Source organism: Pseudomonas sp. TMW 2.1634 (assembly GCF_001703595.1).
In the GTDB taxonomy this organism is placed as follows: Bacteria; Pseudomonadota; Gammaproteobacteria; order Pseudomonadales; family Pseudomonadaceae; genus Aquipseudomonas; species Aquipseudomonas fragi.
The window spans coordinates 970619-995675 of the sequence record NZ_CP016849.1; the positions used below are offsets into that span (position 1 = coordinate 970619).

The window sequence follows — 25057 nt, forward strand, 5'->3', positions numbered from 1 at the left end:
ATGCACGTATTCGTCACTGGCGGGACCGGTCATTCCGGTCCATACATCATCTCCGACCTCATCGCCGCCGGCCACGAGGTCACTGCGTTGGCCCGGTCGGACAGTGCGGCGCAGGCGCTCACTGCGCTTGGCGCAAAGGTGCGTCGCGGTGATCTCGATGATCTCGACGGGCTCAAGGAGGCGGCTGCAGCCGCCGACGGCGTGATCCATGTAGCGCACAGACAAGACTTGCTTCCGGTCGGCGGGCTCGACGCTGTTGCCGCAGCGGAAGTCCAGATCATGCTCGCCTACGGTGATGCACTGGCTGGAACGGGAAAACCGCTGGTCGTGTCGGGAAGCATCGGTTCGCCAACTAACGTGGGGTGGCCGGTTCCTGGGCCGCTGCAGAGCCGACCGGCGACCGAGGAGGATCCGGCTCTTTCTCCGGCTGGCGATCAATATAAGGGCTCCCTGCGGGTTCGTAACATCGTGGAGCTTACCGTCATCGGTCTCGCAGAGCGGGGCGTGCGGTCTTCGGTCGTGCGCATTTCTGAAATCATGCACAGCTCAACCGACAAGGCCGGTTTCCTTCAGGTCCTGATCGGGCAAGCAAAGGAAAAGGGCGTCGTTGGCTTTCCCGGCGACGGCTCCAACCGGTGGGCGGCAGTGCATGCCCGCGACCTCGCTACCCTGTTCCGCCTGGCGCTGGAGAAGGGTCCCGCTGGCAGATGCTGGCACGCGGTTGCCGAAGGGTCTATCCCGTACCGCGAGATCGCGGAGGCCATTGGCAGCCGTCTGAACCTTCCCGCCGTGCCCATTCCCGTTGACGTAATGATGGGGCCAGGTTTCTTCGGCTTCCTCGCGAACTTGGTAACGCTGGATACCCCGGCGTCGAACGATATCACGCGCCAGACTCTCGGCTGGGCACCAGTGCAGCCCGGCCTGTTTGCCGATATGGACAATGGCCACTACTTCCCTGCCGCCTGAGTGATCATCAGGCTATTCGCCGAGTCGCAAATCGTCCGGCGAACAGCGACGTCGCGATCCGTTCGCCCCGAGCATGGCAGAAGGGCGGCGGATGCTGCCCGGCACGCACGGGATACTAATCGGGGGAAGCCCATTCAGAGACAGCGGGCAATACCCCAACTCATTTGGAGATTACACATGAGCACTATCAGCATCATCGGTTCAGGAGGCATGGCCGCGGCGATCGCCGGTCGTACCGCCAAAGCGGGATACACCGTTGAGGTGGTCAGCCGCGACCCGGCCAAGGCGCAAGCATTGGCCGACCAGCTCGCAGCAGGAGCGACCACAGGGAAGTACGAGGCCCCTCCAGCCGGCGAAATCGTCATTCTCGCCGTGCCTTACACTGGTGCGGCGTCGGTGGTGGCCGACTACGGGGACGCGCTCGACGGCAAGGTGATCATCGACATCACCAATACGGCCTCCCCGGACCTCTCGGGCCTTGTCTCTCCCGCCGGCAGTTCTGGTGCGCAGGAGATCGCCAAGATCGCCCCCGCCAGCGCGCATGTCGTAAAGGCGTTCAACACGCTTTTCGGCCATGTCCTTGCCAAAGGAGGGCGCCTCGACACGTTCATCGCCGCCGACGATCCAGAAGTCAAGGCACGCGTCTCGACTTTCATCGAGAGTCTTGGGCTGCGCCCGCTGGATGTCGGCGGCCTGCACATGGCGCAGACGCTCGAGGCGCTCGGCCTGATGATGATCGGCCTTGCAAAAAATGGTGCCGGTACTTGGGATATCGCCTTGAACGTCGAGATCGGCTGAGTCGCCGACACCCGTCAGGTCCATTGCGTCGCGATCTGAAAAGAGATGGCGAGATTTCGATGAACGCGCAAGAGTATGTTCAGATCGTGAAGGATGCGTTTGCAGCCACCGGCCGCGCCGATATGCAAGGTCTGCTAACGTGGGCTGCCGAAGATATCGATTGAATCATTCCGGGCGAGGACTGACCGCTGGCCGGCACGCGCCGCTGGCACTCAGGATTGGTGGATCTGTTTCGGACGCAATTCGACACGATGGAAACTTTTCTCATGGAAACCGGCGAGGTTGCGGCGTAGGGAGACCGGGTGCTGGTCATTGGTCTCGCTAGTGGGAGGATTGAGGTTGCGAACTAGGACATGGGAGGACGATTGGCTCTTCGCCATTACTGTGCGAAATGGAAAACTGACCAACATCCGGGCGTATATCGATGCGCAAGGACTGGCGCGGGCCTCCGAAATGTATTCGGGCTCCAGGCTTTGATCAACGAGAGCATCACCATGTCTGTGAATACTCTTGGCACCGGCCCCCGTTGTAGGGGCTCTAGCGACGTTTGCCTACAGGTTACCGACATCCTGGCGCAGGAGCAGAGCGCTATTGCCTCGCTGTCCGTCGCTCTGGGGGGCGGATGCCAGCACATTCGATCTAGATGTTTTCTCCCAATGATTCCGCCTACTAATGCCAGCCAGAGCTCTCAGGAACGGATCGCTGTGCTGGCCGCCCCCGAGTAGCTGACCGTCCGGCAACTGGTCCTCCGTCTCGGGGGATGCGCAGGGTTGCCCTTGGTCGGCGTTGAGCAGACCGTCGCCGATGAGATGCGGCAATGGTTCGACAGCGAAGGCAGCGACGGTTTCAGCATCATGTTTCCATAGCTGCATAGTATGGCTTGCGATAACGGCCGGTCGAAAATTCTTTGACACGGGTACAAGGGTAGGCGCGGCTCTGGATTGATGACCCATAGGATGTGAATTGCCCAGCAGTTTGGTTGGCCGGGAGCCGATGTGCTGTAAGCCGCAAGCCTAGGGCGATAAAAAAATTTGCGATGATTGTCTGGCCATTAATGCTAGTCATTAACTGCGGTCTGAGACTCTTTCCCGCTATAGCAGGCGAGAACGTGACTTACTGAGTGCTGGATAACAGCAGGGCACAGTTTCAGCCAACCAGTTGGTGCGAATCACTTTGCTGGCGAAATGCTACGCAACAGCACAATTGCAATGAACAGCGCACCAACTGCTCCCACTGAGATCATCAATCCTTGCTCGCTGACATAAGACATTGTGGCCCCGGTAACAATGGGACCCAATACGCTGCCCAAGGTGTAGAACATCGCAATCGCCGTCATGGCGGTGGACACTTGATGTTCGCCAGCTCGGTCTCCTACCTCGATTACAGCCAAGGTGTTCATGCCGCCAATAGCGCCTCCCCAGAGGAACACGATCATCGTCGCCAACCAAGGATGCGGCTGGCTGAGCGGAATGGCCAACGAACCCAGCAACAGTATCAAGCTGCAGACTAACTGGCCGATCTTGTAAGAGCTGCGGTCAGCCATCCAGCCAATTGGCAGTTGAAGGACGGTGCCACCAATTCCGAATACTGATATTAGGAGTGTCGCGGCGGTCAACAGGTAGCCAGCCGAGAGGCTGTAGCCTGCAAGGAACGACACGGCTGAGGTTTCAGAAAAGCCAGCAATAAATGCGCCGCAAAGAGCTGTTGGAATGACGCTAAACAATTTTCCATGGTGATTTTCTGCCGGTGTTTTCGGTTGCGTATCGTAGGTCTTGAGGGTTAAGGCCAGCGCGCCGGACATCAACACGATAAAGGCACAGGCGTAGTAGGGCGCGGCGCTTCCCACGCCAAATACAATCAGCAGGAGCGGGCCAATAGCAATACCCAGGCCCATCAAGGCCTCATGGACGCCGATCGCCCGGCCGCGCTCGTCTTTCGAGGCGACTGCAACGATCCACGTATCGCACGCGATCCAGCGCAGGATCAAGCCGATGCCGAGCAAGAAGTTCAGTGAAAAAATCAATGCCAGATGGGTTGTCAGGGGCATACCGATCAGCGCAGCAATAGTCAGCGCTGCACTGAGGATGTTAGTTCTGACGAGCCCCATACGGGCCAGTAAGCGTGGAACCCATTTGTAGAGCAGCAAAATAGCCAACCACGAGGCACTGACAACCACCCCGATTTTTGCTGGCTCCACCCCTTGCTGCTCAAGCGAAAGCGATAGCAGCGGGGTGACTGTACCAATCTGCACGATCTGCGAAAGTGCTGAGAGAATGTTTATCCTGGTGAGGGCAAACCAGCGTAGCTGGTTGCCATATTCGATATTCGGTTTTTCCATTTGTGACCGACCTAGAATAACGACGCCAAGCGTTCAACGATTAGGCAGACTCTTTTCAAAATACTCTCGCGGGAACATCGGTAGGGTGAGTCCAGCCAGACCTGATGCTTTTTTTCCAACACGACGTCGGACGGTTCTGGATCTATCTGCTCCGCCAGAAATTTTTCGATTGGATCGGAGACTTCCAGGCGCGACCACTTCAACTGCGCATCCTTGAAAAAGGCGAAATGCATGTCACTTTCAACTCGGATCCATTCGTCTACCAGCGTGAAGTCTTCAGCTGTCAGGCCCGTTTCTTCCTCAACTTCTCGAATGAGCGAACGTCCTAAGTCGACCACTGCGTCTTGCAGCACGTCGTCAGTTCCCGGTCGATGTTGTGAGCATAGATGAGGGTATAACCAGCGGGATAAGAACTGTTACGTATAACCTTAGGTACGGTACTCCCGTGGTGAGCTCGCCGCTAGATAGGCGGTGAGCGGTTGGCTACTTGCGCGTGTTAGCGCTCTCGACGAAGAGAGTTTTAACGAGTGTCCGGCCGTATTTATACCTCGGCAAAATGCTTGAGCTGCCAAGCGCAAAGGACCCTCCAGCTTGTGAAATGGTGCATTGATATCGTTCAGTAGGTGTCGACTTGGTGTGCGGATTGTGCGTCATCTGGATGAAATAGAGGAAAATCAAGTACTCGCTCATGGCCCACGTGTTCCATTTTGACAAGCCTGTGGGCCAGGTTTCGCTGGTACACAAAGAGCGGCGTTACAGGCCACAACAGCCAGCATGCAAAGCGCTGCCTTTGTACGGTTCGGCACAATTTTCGGGCTGATTTTTACAAGACGCTTGAACTGAACCCCCGATGCTAGTGAGAGGGTCAGCCCTTTATCCATGAGTCACGGCGTATTCGACGTTGAGAGTATCGGCCGTGCAGATTACGCAGGGCTGTCCGCTCTGGTCCCCTTTCTGTCCCCGAATGACCTCAACGCCGTGCCGTGGTTGTATTAGTGTTGATCACGCTTTCACACAATAAGATAGAGAGGGTGGCTATGCGGGCAATCAACCCCCGTCGCATAAGTCTGCTGATGGCCGTGACCTGCCTGCTGACAGCCTGTGGCGACAAACCGAAACATTCATCCGAACGCGCCACGGCGGCCAACGCCATGCCCGGCGACTCAGCCCTGGCCCAGGTCTACGACACCAGTTGCAAGCTATGCCACGCCAATCCGGCCTCCAGGGCACCGCTGACCGGTGACGGCCCGGCCTGGAGCCCGCGCATCGCCCAGGGCCCGGACACTCTGCTGGACCACACCATCAATGGCTACAACGGCATGCCGCCGATGGGCCTGTGCGTGCAGTGCTCCGAAGACCAATTCCTGGGGCTGATCAGCTTTATGTCGGGTCAACACATCCAATAAGAATAACGGGGTAGGCGATGGGGCTTTCACGGCGAGAATTATTGCAGCGCGGCGCGGTAGCTGGCGCGTTCACGGCATTGACCAGTAACCCGGTGCTGGCCCAGCTGGCCCGGGCACCGCGGTTGATTCCCTGGCGCAACTGGTCGGGGGCGCAAACCTGTTTGCCCCTGGCCCGGCAGGCGCCGAAAAACCTCGATGAACTGGTGCAGGTCATCGGCCAGGCACCGGGCAAGGTGCGGCCGGTGGGCTCGGGCCATTCGTTCAGTGCCCTGGTGCCCACAGACGGCACGCTGCTTTCCCTGAGTTATTTCAACGGTCTGTTGGATCACGATCCGCACACCTTGCAGGCCACCTTCGCCGCCGGCACGCCGATGTCGCGCATGGGCCAGGCATTGAAGGACGTCGGCCAGGCGCTGCCCAACATGGCGGATATCGACTACCAGACCCTGGCCGGGGCGATTTCCACCTCGACCCACGGCACGGGCGTGGGTTTTACCTCGTATTCTGGTTGTGTCACCGGCCTGCAGCTGGTGACCGCCCAGGGCCAGGTACTGGACTGCGACGCCAACCGCCACCCCGACGTGTTCAGCGCCGCCCGGGTGTCCCTCGGAGCCCTTGGCGTGGCCACCCAGGTCCGCCTGCAAAACCGCGCACCCTACCGTCTGCGACAGCACCAGTGGATCGCCAAGACCGAAGATCTGCTGGAAGACGTGGCGAAAAACGCCCGGGAAAACCAGCACTGGGAAATGCTCGTGGTGACCCATTCCGACTACGCCTTGTCCATCGCCCTGAACGAAACCACCGACCCCGAAACCCCGCCCATGGACCCGGCCGAGGCGGGCGGTAACGAGTTCGTGTCGATCATCGAAAAACTTGACAAATACGTCAGCGATTTCTCCGACGTCCGGGGCACGTTGCTCAACAGCCTGCGTTTTTTTGCCAACTTCGATGACCGGGTGGCCGAGTCGTTCCAGGTGTACAGCAACGTGCGCGACGTGCGCTTCAACGAGATGGAATATTCGGTGCCCGCCGAACACGGTCCGGCCTGCCTGCGGGAAATCCTCAAGCTGATCAGCGATAAGGACCTGCGCACCTGGTTTCCCATCGAGTACCGCTACGTCAAGGCCGACGACATTCCGCTGAGCATGTTCGAGGGGCGCGACAGCTGTTCAATCTCCGTGCACCAGCACTACACCATGGACCACCACAACTTCTTCGCCGCCGTGGAACCGATCTTCTGGAAATATGCCGGCCGCCCGCACTGGGGCAAGTTGCACACCCTCAATGCCCGCACCTTGGAACCGTTGTATCCGCGCTGGGAGGAGTTCACCCGAGTGCGCCGCGAACTTGATCCCAGCGGTAAATTCCTCAACGCGCACCTGTCGTCTATTTTGGGAGTGGCCTGATGAACCGCCGACATTTTGTACTAGGCACTGGCGCTTTGCTGGCCGCCGGTGCCTGGTTGCTGCGCCCAAGTGACCGGGGCAGCCCCTACAACGATTACTTCCGCACTTTAAACGCCGAACTCAAGGCCCACGGGCCGATGCGCCCGGTGATGCTGATCGACTTAGATCGCCTGGACCACAACATCGATGTGGTCATGCAGTCGGTCAAACGAGGCAGTAAACACTTACGGCTGGTAGAAAAGTCCCTGCCGTCGCCGGGGCTACTGGCCTACATCACCAAGCGCGCCGGGACGCAGCGGTTGATGTCGTTTCACCAGCCGTTTCTCAATCACGATGCGCTGGCGTTTCCCGAGGCCGACATGCTCATGGGCAAGCCGTTGCCGGTGCAATCGGCCGAGCTGTTTTACCAAACTCACAAAGGCCCGTTCGATCCGTCCCGGCAGTTGCAATGGCTGCTGGACACGCCTGAGCGCCTGCAGCAATACCTGACGCTTGCCCAGGGGTTGGGCACGAAACTGCGGGTCAATATTGAACTGGATGTGGGCCTGCATCGCGGCGGCATCAGCGACAACGCGGTGCTGGGGCAGATGCTGACGCTGATCAGCGCGCACCCGCAGCAGTTGGAATTCAGCGGGTTCATGGGCTACGACCCGTTTGTGGGGATGGGCGTGCCGGGGATTCTGGGTTCGCCTCAGGATTTGTTCGAGAAAGTCATGCAACGCTACAGCGGCTATGTGGATTACACCCGTCAGCACTTTGCGCCGCTGTGGCGTGACGGGCTGACGTTGAACACGGCGGGCAGCCCGAGTTATCGCATTCACGAGCAGGAAAAACTCAGCAGCGAGGTGTCGGTGGGCACCGCGTTGCTCAAGCCGACGCACTATGACTTACCGTCGTTGAGTGAGCATGCGCCGGCGACCTATATCGCCACGCCTGTGTTGAAGAGCACCGGGCCAGTGGATATTCCGGCGCTGGACGGCAAGTCGCGGTTGTTCTCGTGGTGGGATGCCAATCAGCGCGCCACGTTCTTTATTTATGGGGGGAACTGGATGGCTGAGTTTGAATCGCCCAAAGGGTTGCAGAGTAATAACCTATACGGGCGCAGTTCCAATCAGGAGATGGTCAATGGTTCGCCTAAGGTGGGGCTGAACGTGGAAGACCAGGTGTTTCTGCGCCCGACCCAGAGCGAGTTTGTGCTGTTGCAGTTTGGGGAGTTGCTGGCAGTACGGGGCGGGAAGATCGTCGACACTTGGCCCGTTTACATCTGAAGATCTGCTATAGAGCTTTGGGGAAAATTTTCCACCACTTCAGATTCGGTTTACAGGGGAGGGGGCTCCTGAGCTGTAACCAGAGTCAAGTTCTTGCTCATGTCCATTTGGCCTCTAAAGAGCTGACTGTAATAAGCCCTCATCGCGCGGAAGGGTAGGGTAATGGCGGCCATATGGGGGACTTTAGCGGACAATTTTTGCCAAGAATGCAGCACCTCTTGCAAGGGCCTATGATTGTTATCATGTTGTCCAAAACAAGAACTGAAAAATTCGGTCGGGAATCGAAGCGCCATGCAAAGGAAACCGGCTGATCCACATCATGACATGGCCCTTGTGTCAACCTTTCTGCTGCAAGCCCTCGGGCAAGTGGTCGCGCAAAAAGGGGTAAGCGCGGAACATCTTTGTCGCGGTTTGGGTTTTAGCCTGGCTGATCTGGACGATCCGGCCCAGAGAGTCTCCTATCGCCAGGCGGTCGCGATGATTCAGCGCGCACTCAAGGTACTGCCCGATCAGGGGTTGGGGCTATGGGTCGGGTATCAGAATGTACTCGGTACGTTGGGCCTGCTCGGCCATGTCGTTTCGCTGTGCAAGACCTTGCGCGATGCCTTTGCAATTGGCGAACGCCATCAGCATACCTCTGGTGCGATCGCCTCTTCACATACCTATGAATGCGGACAGGAAGTCTTCGTCGACGTCGAATGCTTGCTGCCCGACGCAGAGGTGCAGGTGTTTGTGAGCGAGGAGTTCCTGGCCAGCCTCATGGTGTATGGCAGAGCTCTGCTGGGGCAAGATTTCGCGCCTTTGCGGGTAGAATTCAGGCATACCGCGCCGCTTTACATAGATGAATATCTCCATATATTTGGCGCAGATGTGCGGTTCGGTGGTCTGCATAATCGTATGGTCCTGGCTCGTCACTGGATGGACGTGCGCCTTCCCAATCATCACGCGCTGGCGCTGCGCCAAGCCTTAGATTTACTGGAGCAGGAAAGCACTCAATTGCATGAGAAAATGGACTTGATTCAAGCGGTAGAGCGCGCAATTTTCCGGGATTTGCAGCGTAGCCAGCTGGCAAAGGTGGCCAGTGACTTAAATATGAGTGGGCGCACCTTGCGTCGACGGCTGATCGAGCATGGGCTGACCTTTGAAAGCTTGCGCGAGCAGGTGCGCCGAGCACGAACTATGAGTTTGTTGAGTAACCCAAGCCTGACTCTCGAACGAATCACGGAAGAGGTGGGCTACAGCGATGTTCGCAGTTTTCGGCGAGCATTCAAGCGCTGGGCCGGGTTGAGTCCCAGTGCGTTTCGTGGTGAAGGACGCGGGCTTGCATAATTCCTAGGAGCGGTCCGTATGCAAGGACAGTATATGTGCTGCTGAAGTAGGGTGTGACGGTCATCGAAAATACGGGGGGGCGGCGCATTGTTGAGCAGTACCTCCCCGTCCTCATTGAAAGGACAGGGAGGGGACGGCGCTCATCCGGCGATGTATAACCCGCCGTTCACATGCAGCACTTCACCGGTAATGAAGCTCGAGCCGCTGCTGCACAGGAAAGCTATCACCGAGGCAATCTCGCTGGGTTGGCCAAGACGTTTGAGAGGGGTTTGTTCCACTGAGTCGCTGCCACGGGTGGCGATCAAAGCTTGAGTCATCGGGGTTTCGATGATGCCGGGGGATACGGCGTTGACGCGGGTTTTCGGACCCAGTTCACGGGCTAGGGCGCGAGTCAGGCTTAGCAGGCCGCCCTTGGAGGTACCATAATGGGCGTTGGAAAACGCACCGCGGTGGGCAGCTATCGAAGTCAGGTTGACGATCGCGCTGTTGGCGCGCAATGCAGGAATCGCCCGACGACACAGATAAAACACGCCGTCGAGGTTGATGCCCAGGGTCTGACGCCATTGTTCATCGGTCATCTGCCGAATCGGTTGCGACTGGTACAAACCGGCCGAAGGCACCAGGAAGTCAATGCCACCGAAGCGATCTATGGCCAATTGCACCGCCTTGGCCGAATCTTCAGGGTTGGCCGCATTCATCCGCAGGGTAACGACGCGCTCTCCGCTGGGGTCGAGTTCCAGGGAAAAATCCGCCAAGCCGTCGCCATCCAGGTCTGTAAGTACCAGAAATGCGCCGCATTGATAAAACAGTTTCGCTACTTCACGGCCAATTCCACCGTTGGCACCTGTGAGCAGAAGGACGCGATTGTTGAAATCGTACATGGTCGTTTCTCCAAAGGGATACCGGGGGTCATGGTCCGAGAATGCGCGCCACATTTTCGTGCTGCAGGTCGACGCCAAGGAAGCGGCAAATCTGCACGATCTGGCCGTAGATCATGTGTTGCCCATGGTGAACGCGGCAGCCGCGCTCCCGTGCCGCTGTCAGCAGCGCGGTGTCGCCTGAACGCATGACTGCTTCACAGACCAGAGCACCGGCCCGCAGCGTACCCGGATCCAGAGGCAGGGCATCGTCGTCCTTGAGCCCAAGCGACGTGGCGTTGATGATCACGTCGAAGCTCTGCGCATTGCCGTCGCTCACGCTCAAATCAATGTCGGAGAACTGCGTTTTCAGGCGTTCCAATAGGGCCTCAGCACGAGCCGGGGAGCGATTGTAGATCGCTAGTCGAGCGGGGCTTTGCTTGGCAATCGACCAGGCAATCGACTTGCCAGCACCGCCGGCTCCCACCAGCAGTACGCGCTTGCCTTCCAGCCGGTGCCCCTGCTGGTGCAACCCGGCGAGCATACCTTCGCCGTCGAAGTTGCCACCGATCAGCCGACCGTTCTCGGGGTCGATCCTTACCGCGTTGACCGAGCCGACTTGCTGTGCGGTGTCGGTCAGTTCGTCGCAGAATTCAACGATACTTTCCTTGTATGGAATGGTCACCACCAGGCCATGCAGGTTGGCAATGCCGGATATCCCGAGCAGTACCTTGCGCAGGTTCGCGCCGCGTACGTGCAGAGGCACGCAGACCAAGTCCAGGCTCTGATTGGCGGCGCTATGGTTGATCACCTGCGGGGTTTTTACGTGGGCGATCGGATCGGCAACGATGCCGATCAGTTGTGTCTGGCCACTGATGTGCATGGAAACCTCAAAGATGGGAGTGTGAGCGCGCATGGATGGGCGAGACGCATACCTGGGCACAGGGTGCAGATCCGAAAAAAATCGATCGGGAGTTGGGAGGGAGGCGAACCGTGGCCAGGGTTGGCGCAGGCGGGGTGGAACATTGAAGCCAGTGTGCGCAACAGCGCTCTAATAGGACTCATAATACTAACCTGTCTGACATATTTTATTGTTGTCTGACAGGATAGTAGGAGGCTTCGCTTTTCGGTGTCAAGGGCCGCAGGCCATTCTGTCCTGCAGCTACACATCGATGCGCCTGGAGCCGATCTGGCTGGTGGGGCGATATTTTTTCAGCAAAACACTTTGACATACCCCAGGCTGAGAGTTATTTTTGATAACTGGTCTGACAAGTAACTAAAGATGTATGACCATAAATAATAACAAGTGAGAACATCATGTCCCATACAGATCACACTCCCGCTACGCCCGAACAGTCCGAGCACCATTCAGCCGTTTTCCAGCACAGCGCTTACTCCGGAATCCGAGACAAGGTGGTCGTGGTTACCGGTGGCGGCAGCGGTATTGGCCTGGCCCTGGCCGAAGGTTTTGCCCGTAATGGCGCGCACCTGCTGCTGATTGACATCAATGACCAGTCCATGACAGACGCCAAGATCACGTTGCAGCATCGTTTCCCGACGACCCGTGTCGAATGTTTTCAGGCGTCAGTCACCGATGAAGCGGCTGTAGAGGCCGCCTTCGCTCACGCTAAGGCGTGTTTCGGGCGCATTGATGTCTTGCTCAACAACGCGGGGGTGTCGATCAACAAGCCATCCCTGGATATCACACCCGCCGAATGGCGACGGGCTATCGAGATCAACTTCAACAGTGTGTTTTTCTGCGCCCAGGCGGCGGCTCGGTACATGATCGACCAGCAGGCTGGCGTAATCATCAACACCTCGTCGATGTGGGGGGTTTCTCACTCCGCTGACCGCACAGCGTACTGTGCGACCAAGGCCGCCGTGGTCTCCATGACTAAGTGTCTGGCGGTGGAATGGGCCCGGCACGGTATCCGCATGAACGCCATCGGCCCTGGTTATACCCGCACGCCGCTGGTGGATGAACTGCAGCGGGCCGGACGCCTGGACGTCGAGGCTCTGCGCAAGCGTACACCGCTGCAACGCCTCGGCGAACCTGGCGAGATGGCAGAACTGGCGCTTTTCCTCGCATCCAGCAGCGCAACCTTCATCACCGGGCAGATTTACGTGTCGGACGGCGGTTGGACCGCCAATGGTTTCTAACTTGCCCTTCGTTTTGCCGGTCCGCCGTAGCCTGTCGATTTGAACCATTGTGGAGAAGTGAAATGCCGAAAAGTGTTGCCTTATCGTCGGCCTCGCCGTGGGTCGAGCTCAGTTCCACTGACGCCGACTGGAAGCAGGCCTCCCCTGCGTTGCTGGGTACCATGCTCAGCCAGTTGCACTTGATCCGTGCCTTCGAGGAGACCGTCCTTGAATTAGCCGGTGAAGGCTTGGTGCATGGTCCTGCGCATTCGAGTATCGGTCAGGAAGGAGGCGCGGTGGGTTCGATTGTCGCCCTGGGCGCTGCGGATGAAGTCAATGGTTCGCACCGTGGTCATCACCAATTCCTGGCCAAGGCACTGGTATACCTGATGCCTGATGGAATTGATCCGAAAGTACCTGTAACAGCCCCCATCCAGGATCTGCTGCAACGTACCCTGGCGGAAATTCTGGGCTTGTCCCAGGGATTCTGCAAAGGCCGTGGCGGCTCCATGCACCTGCAGTGGGCTGAGGCCGGTGCGCTGGGGACCAACGCCATCGTCGGTGGTGGCGTGCCACTTGCGGCGGGTGCCGCCTGGGCACATCGGCATGCCGGCACCGATACCGTAGCCATCACCTACTTCGGTGACGGCGCAGTGAACATCGGTTCGGTGCTGGAGACCATGAACCTGGCGGCGGCCTGGAAATTGCCGCTCTGCTTTTTCATCGAGAACAACCTATACGCGGTCTCCACCACGGTTGAGGAAGCCACCGCCGAGCCGCGACTGTCGGCACGTGGGCAGGGCTTCAATATCCCGAGCTGGAAAGTCGACGGCATGGATCCGCTGGCAGTTTATTTGGCCATGCAGCAAGCGCTGACGCATATGCGCGCCGGTAACGGTCCGACCATCATCGAGGCCGATGTGTACCGGTTTTTCCATCAGAACGGTCCATTCCCCGGCAGCGCATTCGGCTACCGCAGCAAGGAAGAAGAGCAGGGCTGGCGCGCCCGTGATCCCCTGGAGCGGTTGGCCCGGGAAATGAAAGAGCGCAAGTTGATCGACGATGCCGGCTTGGCCGACCTGCGTGAAGCCGTCAAGTTGGCAATGGCCCAATCGGCTGCCGCACTGCTGGAAGCTGACCCCGCAGGCAAACCAGGCAAGCGGAGGATTAGACCTCAGTTGTGGCCTTCGCCTGATTTTCGTGATGTGGGTATTCGTGGCGACTTAAGCGAGTTGGCCGATGCCCACACCTGTGAGCAGGCGAGCTATCGTGGCAGCCTGGAGCAGCGCAAGTTTATCGATGCTATCGCCGACGTTATGAACCGGCGCATGGAAGCTGATGACAGTATCGTCGTCATGGGGGAAGACGTTCACCGTCTCAAAGGTGGCACCAACGGCGCTACCCGCGGTCTGAAAGAGCTTTTTCCAGAGCGCATCCTCGGCACCCCCATCAGCGAGAACGCCTTCTGCGGATTGGGTGGTGGCATGGCCTTGGATGGACGATTTAAACCAGTAGTGGAGTTCATGTACCCCGACTTCATGTGGGTCGCCGCCGACCAGGTGTTCAACCAGATCGGCAAGGCTCGGCATATGTTCGGCGGGCAAAGCGACGTCCCCTTGGTGCTGCGCACCAAGATCGCCATGGGCACAGGTTATGGTTCGCAGCACTCCATGGACCCGGCCGGTATCTACGTGACCAATCCTGGATGGCGCATTGTTGCGGCTTCCACGCCGTTCGACTACATCGGCTTGATGAATGCCGCGCTGGCCTGCAAAGACCCGGTGTTAGTGATCGAGCACGTCGACCTGTACAGCCAGAGCGGTGAAGTGCCGGTGGATGACCTGGACTATCAGATCCCGTTCGGCACAGCAGCCGTGCGCCGTGAAGGTCGTGAACTGACCATCCTCACGTACTTGAGCATGGTAGGACACTCTATGGAAGCGGTAGAACAGACTGGCATAGATGCCGAAGTCATTGACCTGCGTTTTCTCGACCGCGCCAGCTTTGACTGGACCACGGTTGAGGCGAGTATCCGCAAGACCAACAACGTGCTGATTGTCGAGCAGGGGGCTCGGGGTACGTCCTATGGTGGTTGGCTTGCGGACGAACTGCAGCGCCGTTGCTTTGACTGGCTTGACCAGCCGATCCAGCGCGTGACCGGAGGCGAAGGCTCGCCGAGTATTTCTAAAGTCCTGGAACGTGCCGCTTGCGCGCGTACCGAGGAAGTCATCGAAGGCCTGCAACTGGTCATCCGCGAAAAAGGGGCACACCAATGAGCGTAAAGATGCTGGTACCAATGGAGGTAGGAATTTGCTGCGTCGATCTTCCTGCCCTCAGTCGTTTCTATCAGGACGTGCTGGGTTTTACCTTTGTCGCCCAGGTGCAAATGCCGGCCTCCGCCGCGCAACAGGTGGGCTTGAGTGAAGGCGGCTACAGCGTAATGCGTCTGCAGACGCCCTACGGCGAACGCATCAAGCTGCTGGCGCCAGAGCGCACCCCGACCCACCACGAGCAGGGGTTGATCCTGGACCGCCAAAATGCGAGCTACCTGACATTCATCGTGGAAGACATTTCAAGCCTAGTAAACGAGCTGAAAAATGCCGGCGCGAGCTTCTTCGCCGGCGACGTGCCGATCCAGCTGCGTCCTGATGTGAAGGCGCTGTTCTGCCGGGACCCGGAAGGCAACGTGCTGGAATTGGTCGAGTACGCTGATATCGCCGCCTACCGTCCAGACTTGTTTAACGACCGGAGTGCCTGATGGCCAAGCTCTTACATATGCCCGAGGTGTCGGCCAATACGACCCACGCCGCGATCCAGAACTGGACCCTCAAGGAAGGCGACGCGTTCAACACCGGAGACTGCATCGCCGAGATCGAAACCGAAAAGGCGCTGGTCGAGTTGACTGCTGAAGAAGAAGCGGTGCTTGGCAAGATCCTGGTCGAACCGGGACGCGAAGTGGAAGTGGGCGCGCCGATTGGGGTGCTGTTTGCCAGAGGCGAAACCGATGTAGATATCGACGAACTGCTTGCAAAGGCCGGTGCGCTGTCGGCGGCCAATGAGTCGGTAATAGAGGACGCACCTGAACTTCAGTCCCGGGCTGATAAGACGCCGGTAGTTGACGCGCGCAACAACGGGCGAATCTTCGCAAGTCCTCTGGCGCGCCGTCTGGCAGCGGCCATGGGGCTTGAACTGACGACTCTCAAGGGCAGCGGTCCGAATGGGCGAATCGTCAAGCGCGACGTCGAGGCCGTAGCGGTCGCCGTCGCTAGCCTTGCGTCCGCAGCCGTTGAACCTTCGATATCGGCCGTCGACTTTGAGGAAGTCCCGCACAGCAGCATGCGTAAGACTATCGCTCGCCGCTTGGTCGAGAGCAAGTCCACAGTGCCGCATTTCTATCTCGAGGTGGAATGCCGGATGGAGGCGTTGCTTACCCTGCGCGAGCAGGTCAACCAGAAAGCGCCGAGAAAGATTTCAATCAACGACTTCATCGTCAAGGCGGTTGCAGTCGCCCTCCGACAGGTTCCGGAGATGAATGTGACCTGGACCGAAACGGCGTTGCGGCGCTACCACCACGCGGATGTCTGCGTAGCGGTGTCCACCGATAACGGCCTGATCACACCGGTAGTGCGTAATGCCGACAGTAAGGCGCTTTCGCAAATTAGCGCGGATGTGGTGGAGTTGGCCGGACGGGCCCGCGATGGACGTCTGCGCCCCGAGGAATACCAGGGCGGCAGTTTCACCATCAGTAACCTGGGGATGTTCGGCGTCGAGCAGTTTAGCGCCATCATCAATCCACCCCACGCAGCCATTCTGGCGGTGGGCGCGACCCAGAAAAAGCCAGTGGTTGAAAATGGTGAACTGCGCGTTGGTTCGGTGTTGTGTTGCACCCTTTCAGTAGATCATCGAGCAGTGGACGGAGCGCTGGCGGCCCAATGGCTGGCAGCGTTCAAGGGCCTGATGGAAAACCCGCTGGGTATGCTGATTTGAGGGATGTTCCATGAGTGAAGTGAAATTCGATGTAATCGTCGTCGGTGGGGGGCCTGGTGGTTACGTGGCGGCCATCCGTGCCAGCCAGTTGGGTCTGCGCACGGCGGTAGTGGAAAAAGCGCAGTTGGGTGGGGTCTGTCTGAACTGGGGCTGCATTCCTACCAAGGCCCTGTTGCGCAGTGCCGACGTGCTGCGTCTGATCGGCAGTGCGGCCAGCTTTGGTATCGAGGTCGGTTCCGCCAAACCTGACTTGAAGGCTATCGTGAAGCGGTCCCGCGATGTCGCGACCCAGTTGAACCGGGGCGTCAGTGGGCTGATGAAAAAGCACCGCGTCCAGGTATTCAATGGACATGCACGGCTAGATGGGCCCCAGCAAGTGAAAGTGTCCGGGGAGCAGGGTGATCTCAGCTTGAGCGCACCGCACATCATTCTGGCAACCGGAGCGCGGGCGCGCGGGCTGCCAGGCATGGAGCCGGACGGCAAGCACTTCTGGACCTATCGTCAGGCACTGGTGCCGGAAAGCGTACCCAAACGGCTGGTGATCGTTGGCGCTGGCGCGATCGGTATCGAATTCGCCAGTTTCTATCACGCTCTTGGCGCGCAGGTGAGCGTGGTGGAAATGGCCGATCGGATTCTCCCGGTGGAGGACCAAGAGGTCAGTGCCCATGTGGCAAAGGCCCTGATTCGGGACGGTATCCACCTACACACCGGCTGTGCTCTCAAAAGCAGCAAAGTGGAGCAGGGCACGGTGCATCTGCACCTTGAAGGCAAGAGCAATGAGACCCTGCAGGCAGACGTGGTGCTAGTGGCTGCAGGTATTGTTGGCAATGTCGACGACCTGGGGTTGGAAGGGACCAAGATCAAAGTACAGCACACCCATGTGCTGGTGGATGAGTTCTGCCGCACGGGCGAGCCGGGTGTTTACGCGATCGGCGATCTGGCGGGAGCTCCATGGCTTGCGCATAAGGCCAGCCACGAAGCAGTGATCTGTGTCGAGAAGATCGCCGGCCAGAACCCCCATCCCTTGGATCCCCGCAGCGTGCCAGCCTGTACTTACAGCTACCCGCAAATCGCCAGCGTCGGTTACACCGAGGCCCAGGCTCGCACTGCTGGCAAGACGCTCAAGGTCGGCAAGTTTCCATTCGCGGCCAATGGCAAGGCGATTGCGATGGGGGCCACGGAGGGCTTCGTCAAGGTTGTGTTCGACGCTGACAGCGGCGAATTGCTGGGCGCCCACATGGTTGGCGAGGAGGTCACCGAGATGATTCAGGGCTATGCCATCGCTCGGGGCCTGGAGACTACCGAAGCCGAACTGATCGAAAGTATCCTGCCGCACCCGACGATGTCTGAAGCCATGCATGAAGCCGTGCTGGCAGCATACGAACGAACTCTGCATATCTGAGTTTTTATCCTGGTCTGAGTGACGAGCTAGGAGGTCGGGTCGTGTATGGTCGGCGGACGCCGAGAATACTTCGGCCCGGCTGCATGCTTTGCGGATTTCAGTCAGGGAGTCGCCTGGCCAGGGTAGGGGGATCGACATAGTCCGCAATAACCAAGCTCGCGGCCACAGGAAGGGGCAGGCTATGATTTAGTGAGTCGCATCAGGCTAATAGTCGACGCCGCCGGAAGTCCCCCATCTGAAACCACTCCGGAGGGTAATTGGCTGGCATAGTGCACTCCTTGGCAGGGATGGGCGTTGCTTCGGGATGAAGCTCGCTTGGCATGTGGGCTGGTCACGGGAGCAATCACATCTTGCGCGAAGGTCTCCAGGCAGAATATCCCAACAGTAATGGAGCGGGCACGCCGCCGTGGTCGCCAAAACTTTGATCCCGCTTGACGTTCGGGTACGTTAGTGAGGGCAGATGATAGGCGCTCAGTCGCCCAGTTCTAGCTTCATGATGGCGAGGACTTCGTAAAGCTTGACACTTACCTCATGAAGCTTGGCGATGAACTCTTCGAGCAACTCGTTGGTAACCTCGAAATACCGTTTCTTCGAGTCCAATCGGCGATGAAGGATCTACTCACATGCTGGGTTTGTAATTGGATAAGAATGGACAATGTCCGTGCAGCGGGTGTTCAGCGCTTCGAACATATCCGCTGCCAAATGGCCGATTGGCTTTTAACCTCCGATAAATGGGCACTCTGGAAATTTAATTTGTTTCGATATTGAGAAAAGAATTATCAGGCGGTATCAATTCAAAAAAGCGCGTTGGATCCTCAATCAGATACCCCTTCAGGATGGTTTTCTTCCTGGGTCCTCGTACTTGGCAAGCCCAGATATTCAGACCGTTGTCACGCTTTCGATGGACCTTCAGTTTCTCAAACTGTTTCTGTACCCAGCGCCACTCGTCGACGCCGTCGTTCGCACCGTGGGCGATACCTGGAAATTCCTGGACATAGCGCTGGAAAATTCCGGGGGTGACCAGGAACGCGGTACCGCCCACCGTGTGAACCTTGGCCTTGCTGTCATTGATGATCAGCTTGTGACTCTGAATACCCTCCTTGACCCAATCCAAGAAAGCTTGGCCTGGGTTATCCGAAGGGAGGGTTGAAGTTTCGAGAGCGCTTTCTGACGGTGCGTCACTGGCCTCAGGCTCTTCCAACTCGAACATGTCCAGCAGCGTGCCGAGGTAATCGGCATCCTCTAGCGCCGTGGGATCCGGCTGCGGTTGGCTTTGACCTGATCGTGCACTGACTGTCTCGGGCGCTGGTGTTGGTATCTGGGTGTCAGTTGAGTGGTCATGGGCTGCAATGCTAACCGTTCCGCTGAAAGCCTCGGGCCGGTCTTCGTTTCCCCAAATCAGTGCTGGTTGAAGGCGCAGAAAGGTGAAACTCTGCTGCCAATTTCCCTGTGCCACAAGCGCGGTCCAGATGGCTTTACCTTCCGGGGTGGACTCGACCAGCCCATGCGACTGCAGCTCGTCGAACACCGCTAGGTTGGACGAAGGAATGCCTTCAATCGATTGCGACAGCAGATAGGCTCGTAGCTTGTCCGTGACCGTCTTGCTGACCAGCCAGAGGGCGTCCTGGGTCAGCCATCCCGCGGCACCCGGCTGGTTGAGTTTCAGCTCGTGCTGAACCAGATGACGTAGTCCGGTGATCAAGTGATGTTGCAGCGAATGCGTCGGGGCCAGGAGTGCCTTCTTCGGGTTGCCACCGATGTTCTGCGCGGTGGAAACACGGTCGGCCTGCATCACCAACTCACCGAGAACGCCGGCACGTTCGTACTGGCCCGCCAGGACATACAGCAGACTGGCCCACAGTGGCGGAAATCCACTGAGCCAATCGAGGATTGGGCGGTCGAGAATGTGGGTGTAGAGCAAGCCTGCGGCGGCGCCGTGCAGGTGGTAGTCACGACCCTTGATGTAACGAAAACGGTAGGGCTGATCCAGGGAGCCCTGCCAAGGATGCCAAACACGGCCATCCTGGCGTTCGACCAGCAGGTCCACGGCAATCTTGCCTATATCATGCAGCAGGGCGCCATAGGCGATGCCCGCGGACCAGGCGTCAGTCTGGGCGGCTTGGTCTTCGGGCGCAGCACCGGTGGGAAGCAGATACGACTGACGCAGTTTCAAACTGCAAGCGACCAGCTCCAGGCCATGGTCGAGCATGCCGCCGAGATAAGCATGGTGGTGCGTCTCGCTGGCCGGGAGTTGCTGGACTTGTTCGGCGTAGCGATGAATTGGATTTAAATAGAGTTGGGTGAATTGGACGTGGGAGAGGGCAGTGTATTGCCAGATGCGATCGAGCAACTGACGGCGGTGCTCTGCTGCTAACAAGCTGTGGGCCGACTCGATGGGCAGGAAGCCTTCGGCGACGCTCACGATCAGTAGCGGAGGGGGCTTCTGCCTTTTGCGGCGAAACAGACTGAGCATTGTGACCTCCAGAAGGTGGGTGGGTCAGTGGCCTTTTCGCCTTTTCGGATAGCGCTCTTACCCTTGAGTCCCCATTCCCTTCCAACCCTTACCCGTCCTTTTTGGCTCGTGTCCCTTTGTGCGGCAATCGGAATACCGATACTGCTAGGCTTCGTTTTGTTGGGGGGCTGGTACGAAAAAGAAAAGAGTCGGTACACTGCGGTGCCTATTTTTTGGGTCTTGCCATGAACCTTACTGACGCCACGCTCGTGCTGCTGCTCGCGGCACGTATCCATGGGACCGACGAAGCCGTCAGGGCTTCAGCGAAGAGCGTGGTCAAGAAGTTGCCGCGCAGTAAACGCGATCTGATCTACAAGGTGATCGACAGCCGGAGTCCGCTCGAGCTGGTGGATTTTCTGGCGCAGAATCTGGATGCGGAATGACAGGCTGCGGGTGTGCGCCCCTCTCTTATTCTTTGCGTGATGGGCCCGCCGTATGATGCTGTCTGTTTTCTGGAAACAGAAAAAAGGGCTCAACTCGCGTTGGGCCCTGTGAAGCGTTTGCAGTGGTGGGGTAACAATTAAGCGACGTCGTTCATGCACAGTGAGTCATCCAAGACCGCTTGCTTCAGTTGCTGATCCAGGTTGAGTACATATTCCGAGGCGCTTCGGGCTTGGCCACTGGCGCGAAAGATCGCACGCTTGTCTGCTTTGAGCAGGCTGAGCCAGGAGTCGATGTAACCCTCATGCCGCAGCTCTCCCTGAATGCCAGCGTAAGCGCATAAAAAAGCAGCGCCCATCTCGGCGATCAACTCCTCAAACGCGTAGCCTGGCGAGCCGAACGGACAGGATGAGGTCACACCCTCGCGCTGCAGCCGAGAAAGATGTCCGGTCCAGTGCGTCAGCTCGTGCAGTGCGGTGGCGTAGTACCCACCTTCATCGTGAAATTGCGCTTTTGTCGGCAGTTGGATGAGATCCCTGATCGGGTGGTAAAAGGCTTCGTCGGCAGGCCGATGAACGATGTGTGCGCCAGTACTTAAAAGCAGATTTTCTGCAGCACTGTTGGCTAGGAAGGGGGCGGTCGGGCACGCTTCGAGCAAGGTTTCGTTGAACGTTTCGAGCCCTTCCGTTTGCTCGATGTTGAACAAAAAATGCGTCCTGAGAATGCCAAAGTGAGCGACCTTGGGCTGACCGTTTTCATCGAGTACGGGTTGGCCTGACTCAGTCTGTTCCTCGCGCTCCATAGGCTTGTAGAGCACAGCCAGAGTGCTGTGCTCACCCTTACGGATGTGCCCACCGGCTTTTTTGGCTTGGTTGAAGGTTAGCCAACGATCCTGAGTAAACCCCTGCAAACTGGCCTCGGCCCAGAGCAGCGGTAAATTGATGCCCGAATACGGACGTCGCGTGATGGCGTTGATGGGGTAGGGTTGATGACCGATGTAAGCTGAGCCACTTGAGGACCAGGGTTTGATCCAGGGAGCAACGCCTTGGTCTAACGCGGTAACGATCTTGTCAGTTACGTCTTGGTAGATATCGCGCATGGCAATTTCCTCGAGAGAAAACGGAGGAACTCCGTGCCCGTCGGGGAGGGTTCCCCGGTTGGGTGATGGGCTGGATTGATGCAGGTCTTGCATGGCGTCCGAGTGTGGAGGTGGGCGCCGCCCATTGCGCTTAGCGCTGGTGTTCTCCTGCAAGCGCTATCAGTAAGGCACCAGACTGACCCGGTTCTTGGAGTAGGCTGAGACTCAATTGCAGCAACGGGTCGTGGTCGAAGTGATCGGTTGGTTCAATGTGGACTACCTCGAACAGCACATAGGGCTTTTGTGGATAGGCCAGGTGGGCTTCGAAGGCTGCGCGCAATACGTGGCTCAACCGATCGATCTGCAGCTTCCCCGCGTGATCTGAACGCTCGAGCTGTACTGCGCGTTGCCATGCGCCAGGTGTGAACACGATGGGCAACCGAAGGGTGTTCAGTGTTTCCGGTGTAAGTGAGTCGGGCATGGTATGTCTCCGTTGAAAACGCGAAGAAACCTGTCCCGTGCGGGAAAAGATTTCCCCGCAGTGGGTTGAAGAAAATCAAGAGGGTTTTCCTGACGAGCGGGGCTCGGAAGACGCTCAGAAGAGCAGTAGGCGTTCATCACCGTAGAAACGGTGACCGTGCGAGCTACCGAACGCTAATCGCACTTGGGGAAGAACCATCATCGAAGTGACGTAGCCTTGAAGGTTCTGACTACCTGGGAAAGTGCTGTCGATAACAGCGATCCGTACCTTGTATTTAACTGGACGATTTGTATGGGTCAATGACTGTAGAGACGCTGTTTCACGGAGCTTGTCTTCTGTCTTCCAGTGAAGATTTTTCGGCTGGGGCAAACTGATAAACGGTCAGACGCCGGCCGATTTCAGTAGTACGCTATTGCTCTTGTCTCAACCATGAAAACGCTCAGAAGAGGGCGAGACCATGCCGATTCAGCAACCTGTTCAGCGTTCACGTGCCCACCGCTGGGCGCACGTCTGTGGTATGTCGGTGAAGCGTGGTTACCGTAGGTTGAAAACGTTTGAATCCCGCGTGGTTGAGCGTGCGGAGACGGTAGGTATGCCCGCAGGTAAATTTCTTGTTCGCGCGAGTTTTCTGACTGCCAAGTTGGCTCTGCTCGGAGTATTTCTTTTTGTCAGCTTCTGGTTATTTGTGCTGATGTGCACAATCGTCGTATTAGCAGCTATCCCAATTCAAGATTCAGACACTCCAGGTATTGACGATCTCGATGATCCAATGCATAGAACGTCTTGGCCTGAGCGGTACGATAAATGGGGTTCTCTGAAGTAGCCTCTTGGTTATTTTGAGCTCGATTTACCCGAAACAATTCTTGCACCGCTCATCAACTGAGAGGTTCCGTTAGAGCTCGCTGTCTGTGCTGCGTGGGTTCCCCTGCTGAACATTCCTTCTACGCCTGAACCTACGCTATATCCGGCCCAACTCATGGTGGCTAGAAAAACCATCGGCAGCACGATGAACATCGCCCCCATCACGTACTCGATCACCTGCGCGGTGACAGTCCCATCCATAAACCCGGATGTGGGCAGCGACAACAGCACCTGATTGGAAGCCGAAACCTGGTTGTACAGGGTATCGAGCATGCTGGAGTCGACCCAACGCGCCAGTTCCCACCAGAAGGTCAGCATGTGTAAGGTGAACAGCGCGAACGTCACGGTCATGACGGTCTTCAACTGATAGGTACTGACCAGCAGGATCAGCGGCAAGCTGATGATGATGCCCATGATCAGGAACGCCTGCACCATCGGCAAGGCTGCGCGTAGTGCATTCATTGCCGGGAAGTTGCTGAAGGAGCCGAGGGCCAACCCGGTATTGGTGGCCAGGTTATTGAGCCCCTGATTGATCGAACCGCCACGAGCGCTGGAGCCGTAGTCTTGGTACACCTGTCCGGGCGACATGGACAGCGATTGCTGGCGCGGGCTGACCAGCTCACGCAGGGTGGCATCTTCGATCTCGTTGCTTGAACGGCCCGTCAACCAACCTTTCAGTTGAGTCAGCAGCGAAGGATCGACCTGCTCGATCAAGCGCTCGCGCAACCCGACACCGTTTTCACTCCACCACTGTCTGCAAGTGGGGTAGCCCGCGCCATTCTCCAACCGTGGCAAGGAAGTATCTCGGGTTTCATCATAGGGCCAACTGACTCGCGGTGTCCGTGAGCGATCGGTGTCGTAGTAGCCCGGCGTGTCGAGAAAATAGCGTGAGCCGATCCAGGACGCATCGTGACTTTGTGCCTTGTCCAACTGAGGACGGTTGGTGAAAAGTCGAGAGCGGGAATAGCCGTAGCAGTCGCGAGTGAAGTCGGCGACTTCCTGTAGCAATACCTGGTTATCGATGCGAGAACTGTCGATCTCCATGCGCATCTGTCGGATATCCGGTGCGCAGGGGATGGCCGCGGTGGCCGCTGCGGTCACTCCTTTGCTCAGGGCGTGCACCAGAAACCACCAGATTGGCACGTTTGCAGAGCGTTCGCCGATGGTGTTGAACGTGGTGCCCCAGGCAGTTTCTGCTGGCTTGGCCACGCTGACACCGCAGCGTTGGCTCGCTGCATCATCAAACGCCATTGAAGCGAGGTTTAGCGGAAAGACCGGCGCGCAGCCGAACAATACGACAATGTAGGCCAGCCAAAGCCGGTTCTCGATTCGAGGTACCGAGAGCAATCCTTTGTTGCCTTCATCCGCGCCTTGCTGACGGGCCGACAACCACTCTTGCAAGATGATCGCGCCGAAGGGCGCAGCGAATAGTCCAGTATCGGACATGACGTTCCAGATACCGTTGTTGATGATCCAGGCCAGCAGGGAGAGGTAAAACTCCAGGTAGCTGTTGGTGCTCATGAGCATGGTGGTGACCTCACAATCGAGTGAGCTCGACGCAGGTAAAGAGCAAGAGCCCTAATGTCCCGATGCGTTTCACGCGCAGTCGATCCTGGGGTCGATGTCGGTAGCGCCGAAGCAGATCCCACCAGAGCGCAAAGAGGGCGCCGTAGAGCAGGGCGCGCCACCACCGCAGATAAGGTCGTACGGATTCGATTGCCTGCTGCCGTGCCTCGAAACTGCCCAGCGCAGTACGGCCGATCCAGGCCACCAGTGCGGCGGTCAGGATCATCAGCACGGCAATCCCCAGACCTGAACGCAGAGTGAATAGCGGTGAGCGTTTCATGG

Annotated in this window: 22 protein-coding genes; 13 read left to right on the top strand and 9 right to left on the bottom strand. The window is 58.0% G+C overall.

Annotated elements, in window-relative coordinates:
• A complete protein-coding gene (locus BFC21_RS04610; RefSeq protein ID WP_070413439.1) occupies window positions 1-966 on the top strand; it encodes an SDR family oxidoreductase in 966 nt (321 codons plus the stop codon).
• Between the two features lie 177 nt (window positions 967-1143).
• The gene (locus BFC21_RS04615; protein ID WP_070413440.1) at window positions 1144-1764 is read left to right on the top strand and encodes an NADPH-dependent F420 reductase; all 621 of its coding nucleotides are present in this window, start codon (window positions 1144-1146) and stop codon (window positions 1762-1764) included.
• A gap of 1168 nt (window positions 1765-2932) precedes the next feature.
• Here BFC21_RS04615 and BFC21_RS04630 read toward each other — a convergent pair.
• Both BFC21_RS04630 and BFC21_RS04635 read right to left on the bottom strand, forming a co-directional pair.
• Window positions 2933-4102, bottom strand: coding sequence for an MFS transporter (locus tag BFC21_RS04630; protein WP_070413442.1), 1170 nt, complete (start codon window positions 4100-4102; stop codon window positions 2933-2935).
• 11 nt (window positions 4103-4113) lie between these two features.
• Window positions 4114-4455 (bottom strand): hypothetical protein, encoded by a 342-nt coding sequence (locus BFC21_RS04635; RefSeq protein ID WP_070413443.1) that lies wholly within the window; start codon window positions 4453-4455, stop codon window positions 4114-4116.
• 684 nt (window positions 4456-5139) lie between these two features.
• Between BFC21_RS04635 and BFC21_RS04645 the strand changes: the two genes are divergently transcribed.
• The 4 genes from BFC21_RS04645 to BFC21_RS04665 all read left to right on the top strand — a co-directional run bounded on the left by BFC21_RS04645 (window position 5140) and on the right by BFC21_RS04665 (window position 9511).
• Window positions 5140-5508, top strand: a complete 369-nt coding sequence (locus BFC21_RS04645) for a cytochrome c5 family protein (protein ID WP_070413445.1) — start codon at window positions 5140-5142, stop codon at window positions 5506-5508.
• A gap of 77 nt (window positions 5509-5585) precedes the next feature.
• Complete coding sequence (locus BFC21_RS04650; protein WP_161952161.1) at window positions 5586-6914, top strand: D-arabinono-1,4-lactone oxidase; 1329 nt, start codon at window positions 5586-5588, stop codon at window positions 6912-6914.
• A gap of 59 nt (window positions 6915-6973) precedes the next feature.
• Window positions 6974-8182 (top strand): DSD1 family PLP-dependent enzyme, encoded by a 1209-nt coding sequence (locus BFC21_RS04655; RefSeq protein ID WP_161952160.1) that lies wholly within the window; start codon window positions 6974-6976, stop codon window positions 8180-8182.
• 291 nt (window positions 8183-8473) lie between these two features.
• A complete protein-coding gene (locus BFC21_RS04665; RefSeq protein WP_070413449.1) occupies window positions 8474-9511 on the top strand; it encodes an AraC family transcriptional regulator in 1038 nt (345 codons plus the stop codon).
• Between the two features lie 140 nt (window positions 9512-9651).
• Here the strand turns inward: BFC21_RS04665 and BFC21_RS04670 are convergent, their stop codons facing one another.
• Together BFC21_RS04670 and BFC21_RS04675 are read right to left on the bottom strand one after the other, a co-directional pair.
• Complete coding sequence (locus BFC21_RS04670) at window positions 9652-10392, bottom strand: SDR family NAD(P)-dependent oxidoreductase (protein WP_070413450.1); 741 nt, start codon at window positions 10390-10392, stop codon at window positions 9652-9654.
• A gap of 28 nt (window positions 10393-10420) precedes the next feature.
• Window positions 10421-11251, bottom strand: a complete 831-nt coding sequence (locus tag BFC21_RS04675) for a shikimate dehydrogenase (protein ID WP_070413451.1) — start codon at window positions 11249-11251, stop codon at window positions 10421-10423.
• A gap of 434 nt (window positions 11252-11685) precedes the next feature.
• Between BFC21_RS04675 and BFC21_RS04680 the strand changes: the two genes are divergently transcribed.
• From BFC21_RS04680 to lpdA, 5 genes are all read left to right on the top strand, one after another.
• Window positions 11686-12528 (top strand): SDR family NAD(P)-dependent oxidoreductase, encoded by an 843-nt coding sequence (locus BFC21_RS04680; RefSeq protein WP_078466837.1) that lies wholly within the window; start codon window positions 11686-11688, stop codon window positions 12526-12528.
• A 62-nt stretch (window positions 12529-12590) separates the two neighbouring features.
• Window positions 12591-14783: a thiamine pyrophosphate-dependent enzyme gene (locus tag BFC21_RS04685; RefSeq protein ID WP_070413452.1), complete on the top strand. Its 2193-nt coding sequence runs from the start codon at window positions 12591-12593 to the stop codon at window positions 14781-14783.
• The gene (locus tag BFC21_RS04690; protein ID WP_054895865.1) at window positions 14780-15265 is read left to right on the top strand and encodes a VOC family protein; all 486 of its coding nucleotides are present in this window, start codon (window positions 14780-14782) and stop codon (window positions 15263-15265) included. The genes BFC21_RS04685 and BFC21_RS04690 overlap by 4 nt, the downstream gene beginning before the upstream one ends.
• Complete coding sequence (locus BFC21_RS04695; protein WP_070413453.1) at window positions 15265-16494, top strand: pyruvate dehydrogenase complex dihydrolipoamide acetyltransferase; 1230 nt, start codon at window positions 15265-15267, stop codon at window positions 16492-16494. Before BFC21_RS04690 ends, BFC21_RS04695 begins: the two co-directional genes overlap by 1 nt.
• Before the next feature lie 10 nt (window positions 16495-16504).
• Window positions 16505-17896 (top strand): dihydrolipoyl dehydrogenase, encoded by a 1392-nt coding sequence (lpdA, locus tag BFC21_RS04700; protein WP_078466836.1) that lies wholly within the window; start codon window positions 16505-16507, stop codon window positions 17894-17896.
• Between the two features lie 748 nt (window positions 17897-18644).
• Here lpdA and mobH read toward each other — a convergent pair.
• Window positions 18645-20369 carry a MobH family relaxase gene (gene mobH, locus BFC21_RS04705; RefSeq protein WP_070413455.1) on the bottom strand — a complete coding sequence of 575 codons (1725 nt, stop codon included), beginning with the start codon at window positions 20367-20369 and terminating at the stop codon, window positions 18645-18647.
• 224 nt (window positions 20370-20593) lie between these two features.
• On the opposite strand from mobH, the gene BFC21_RS04710 reads away from it, so the two are divergent.
• Entirely contained in the window at window positions 20594-20791 is a 198-nt protein-coding gene (locus tag BFC21_RS04710) for a hypothetical protein (protein WP_007901093.1), read from the top strand.
• Window positions 20792-20928: 137 nt separating this feature from the next.
• On the opposite strand, the gene BFC21_RS04715 is transcribed toward BFC21_RS04710, so the two are convergent.
• Both BFC21_RS04715 and BFC21_RS04720 read right to left on the bottom strand, forming a co-directional pair.
• Complete coding sequence (locus BFC21_RS04715; protein WP_070413456.1) at window positions 20929-21888, bottom strand: ArdC family protein; 960 nt, start codon at window positions 21886-21888, stop codon at window positions 20929-20931.
• A gap of 130 nt (window positions 21889-22018) precedes the next feature.
• Window positions 22019-22348, bottom strand: coding sequence for a hypothetical protein (locus BFC21_RS04720; RefSeq protein WP_070413457.1), 330 nt, complete (start codon window positions 22346-22348; stop codon window positions 22019-22021).
• A 457-nt stretch (window positions 22349-22805) separates the two neighbouring features.
• Between BFC21_RS04720 and BFC21_RS04725 the strand changes: the two genes are divergently transcribed.
• The gene (locus BFC21_RS04725; protein WP_078466835.1) at window positions 22806-23171 is read left to right on the top strand and encodes a DUF3742 family protein; all 366 of its coding nucleotides are present in this window, start codon (window positions 22806-22808) and stop codon (window positions 23169-23171) included.
• A gap of 8 nt (window positions 23172-23179) precedes the next feature.
• Here BFC21_RS04725 and BFC21_RS04730 read toward each other — a convergent pair whose 3' ends face one another.
• Together BFC21_RS04730 and BFC21_RS04735 are read right to left on the bottom strand one after the other, a co-directional pair.
• Entirely contained in the window at window positions 23180-24736 is a 1557-nt protein-coding gene (locus BFC21_RS04730) for a conjugal transfer protein TraG N-terminal domain-containing protein (protein ID WP_070413458.1), read from the bottom strand.
• A 10-nt stretch (window positions 24737-24746) separates the two neighbouring features.
• Complete coding sequence (locus BFC21_RS04735) at window positions 24747-25055, bottom strand: hypothetical protein (RefSeq protein WP_070413459.1); 309 nt, start codon at window positions 25053-25055, stop codon at window positions 24747-24749.
• Between the last annotated feature and the right edge of the window lie 2 nt (window positions 25056-25057).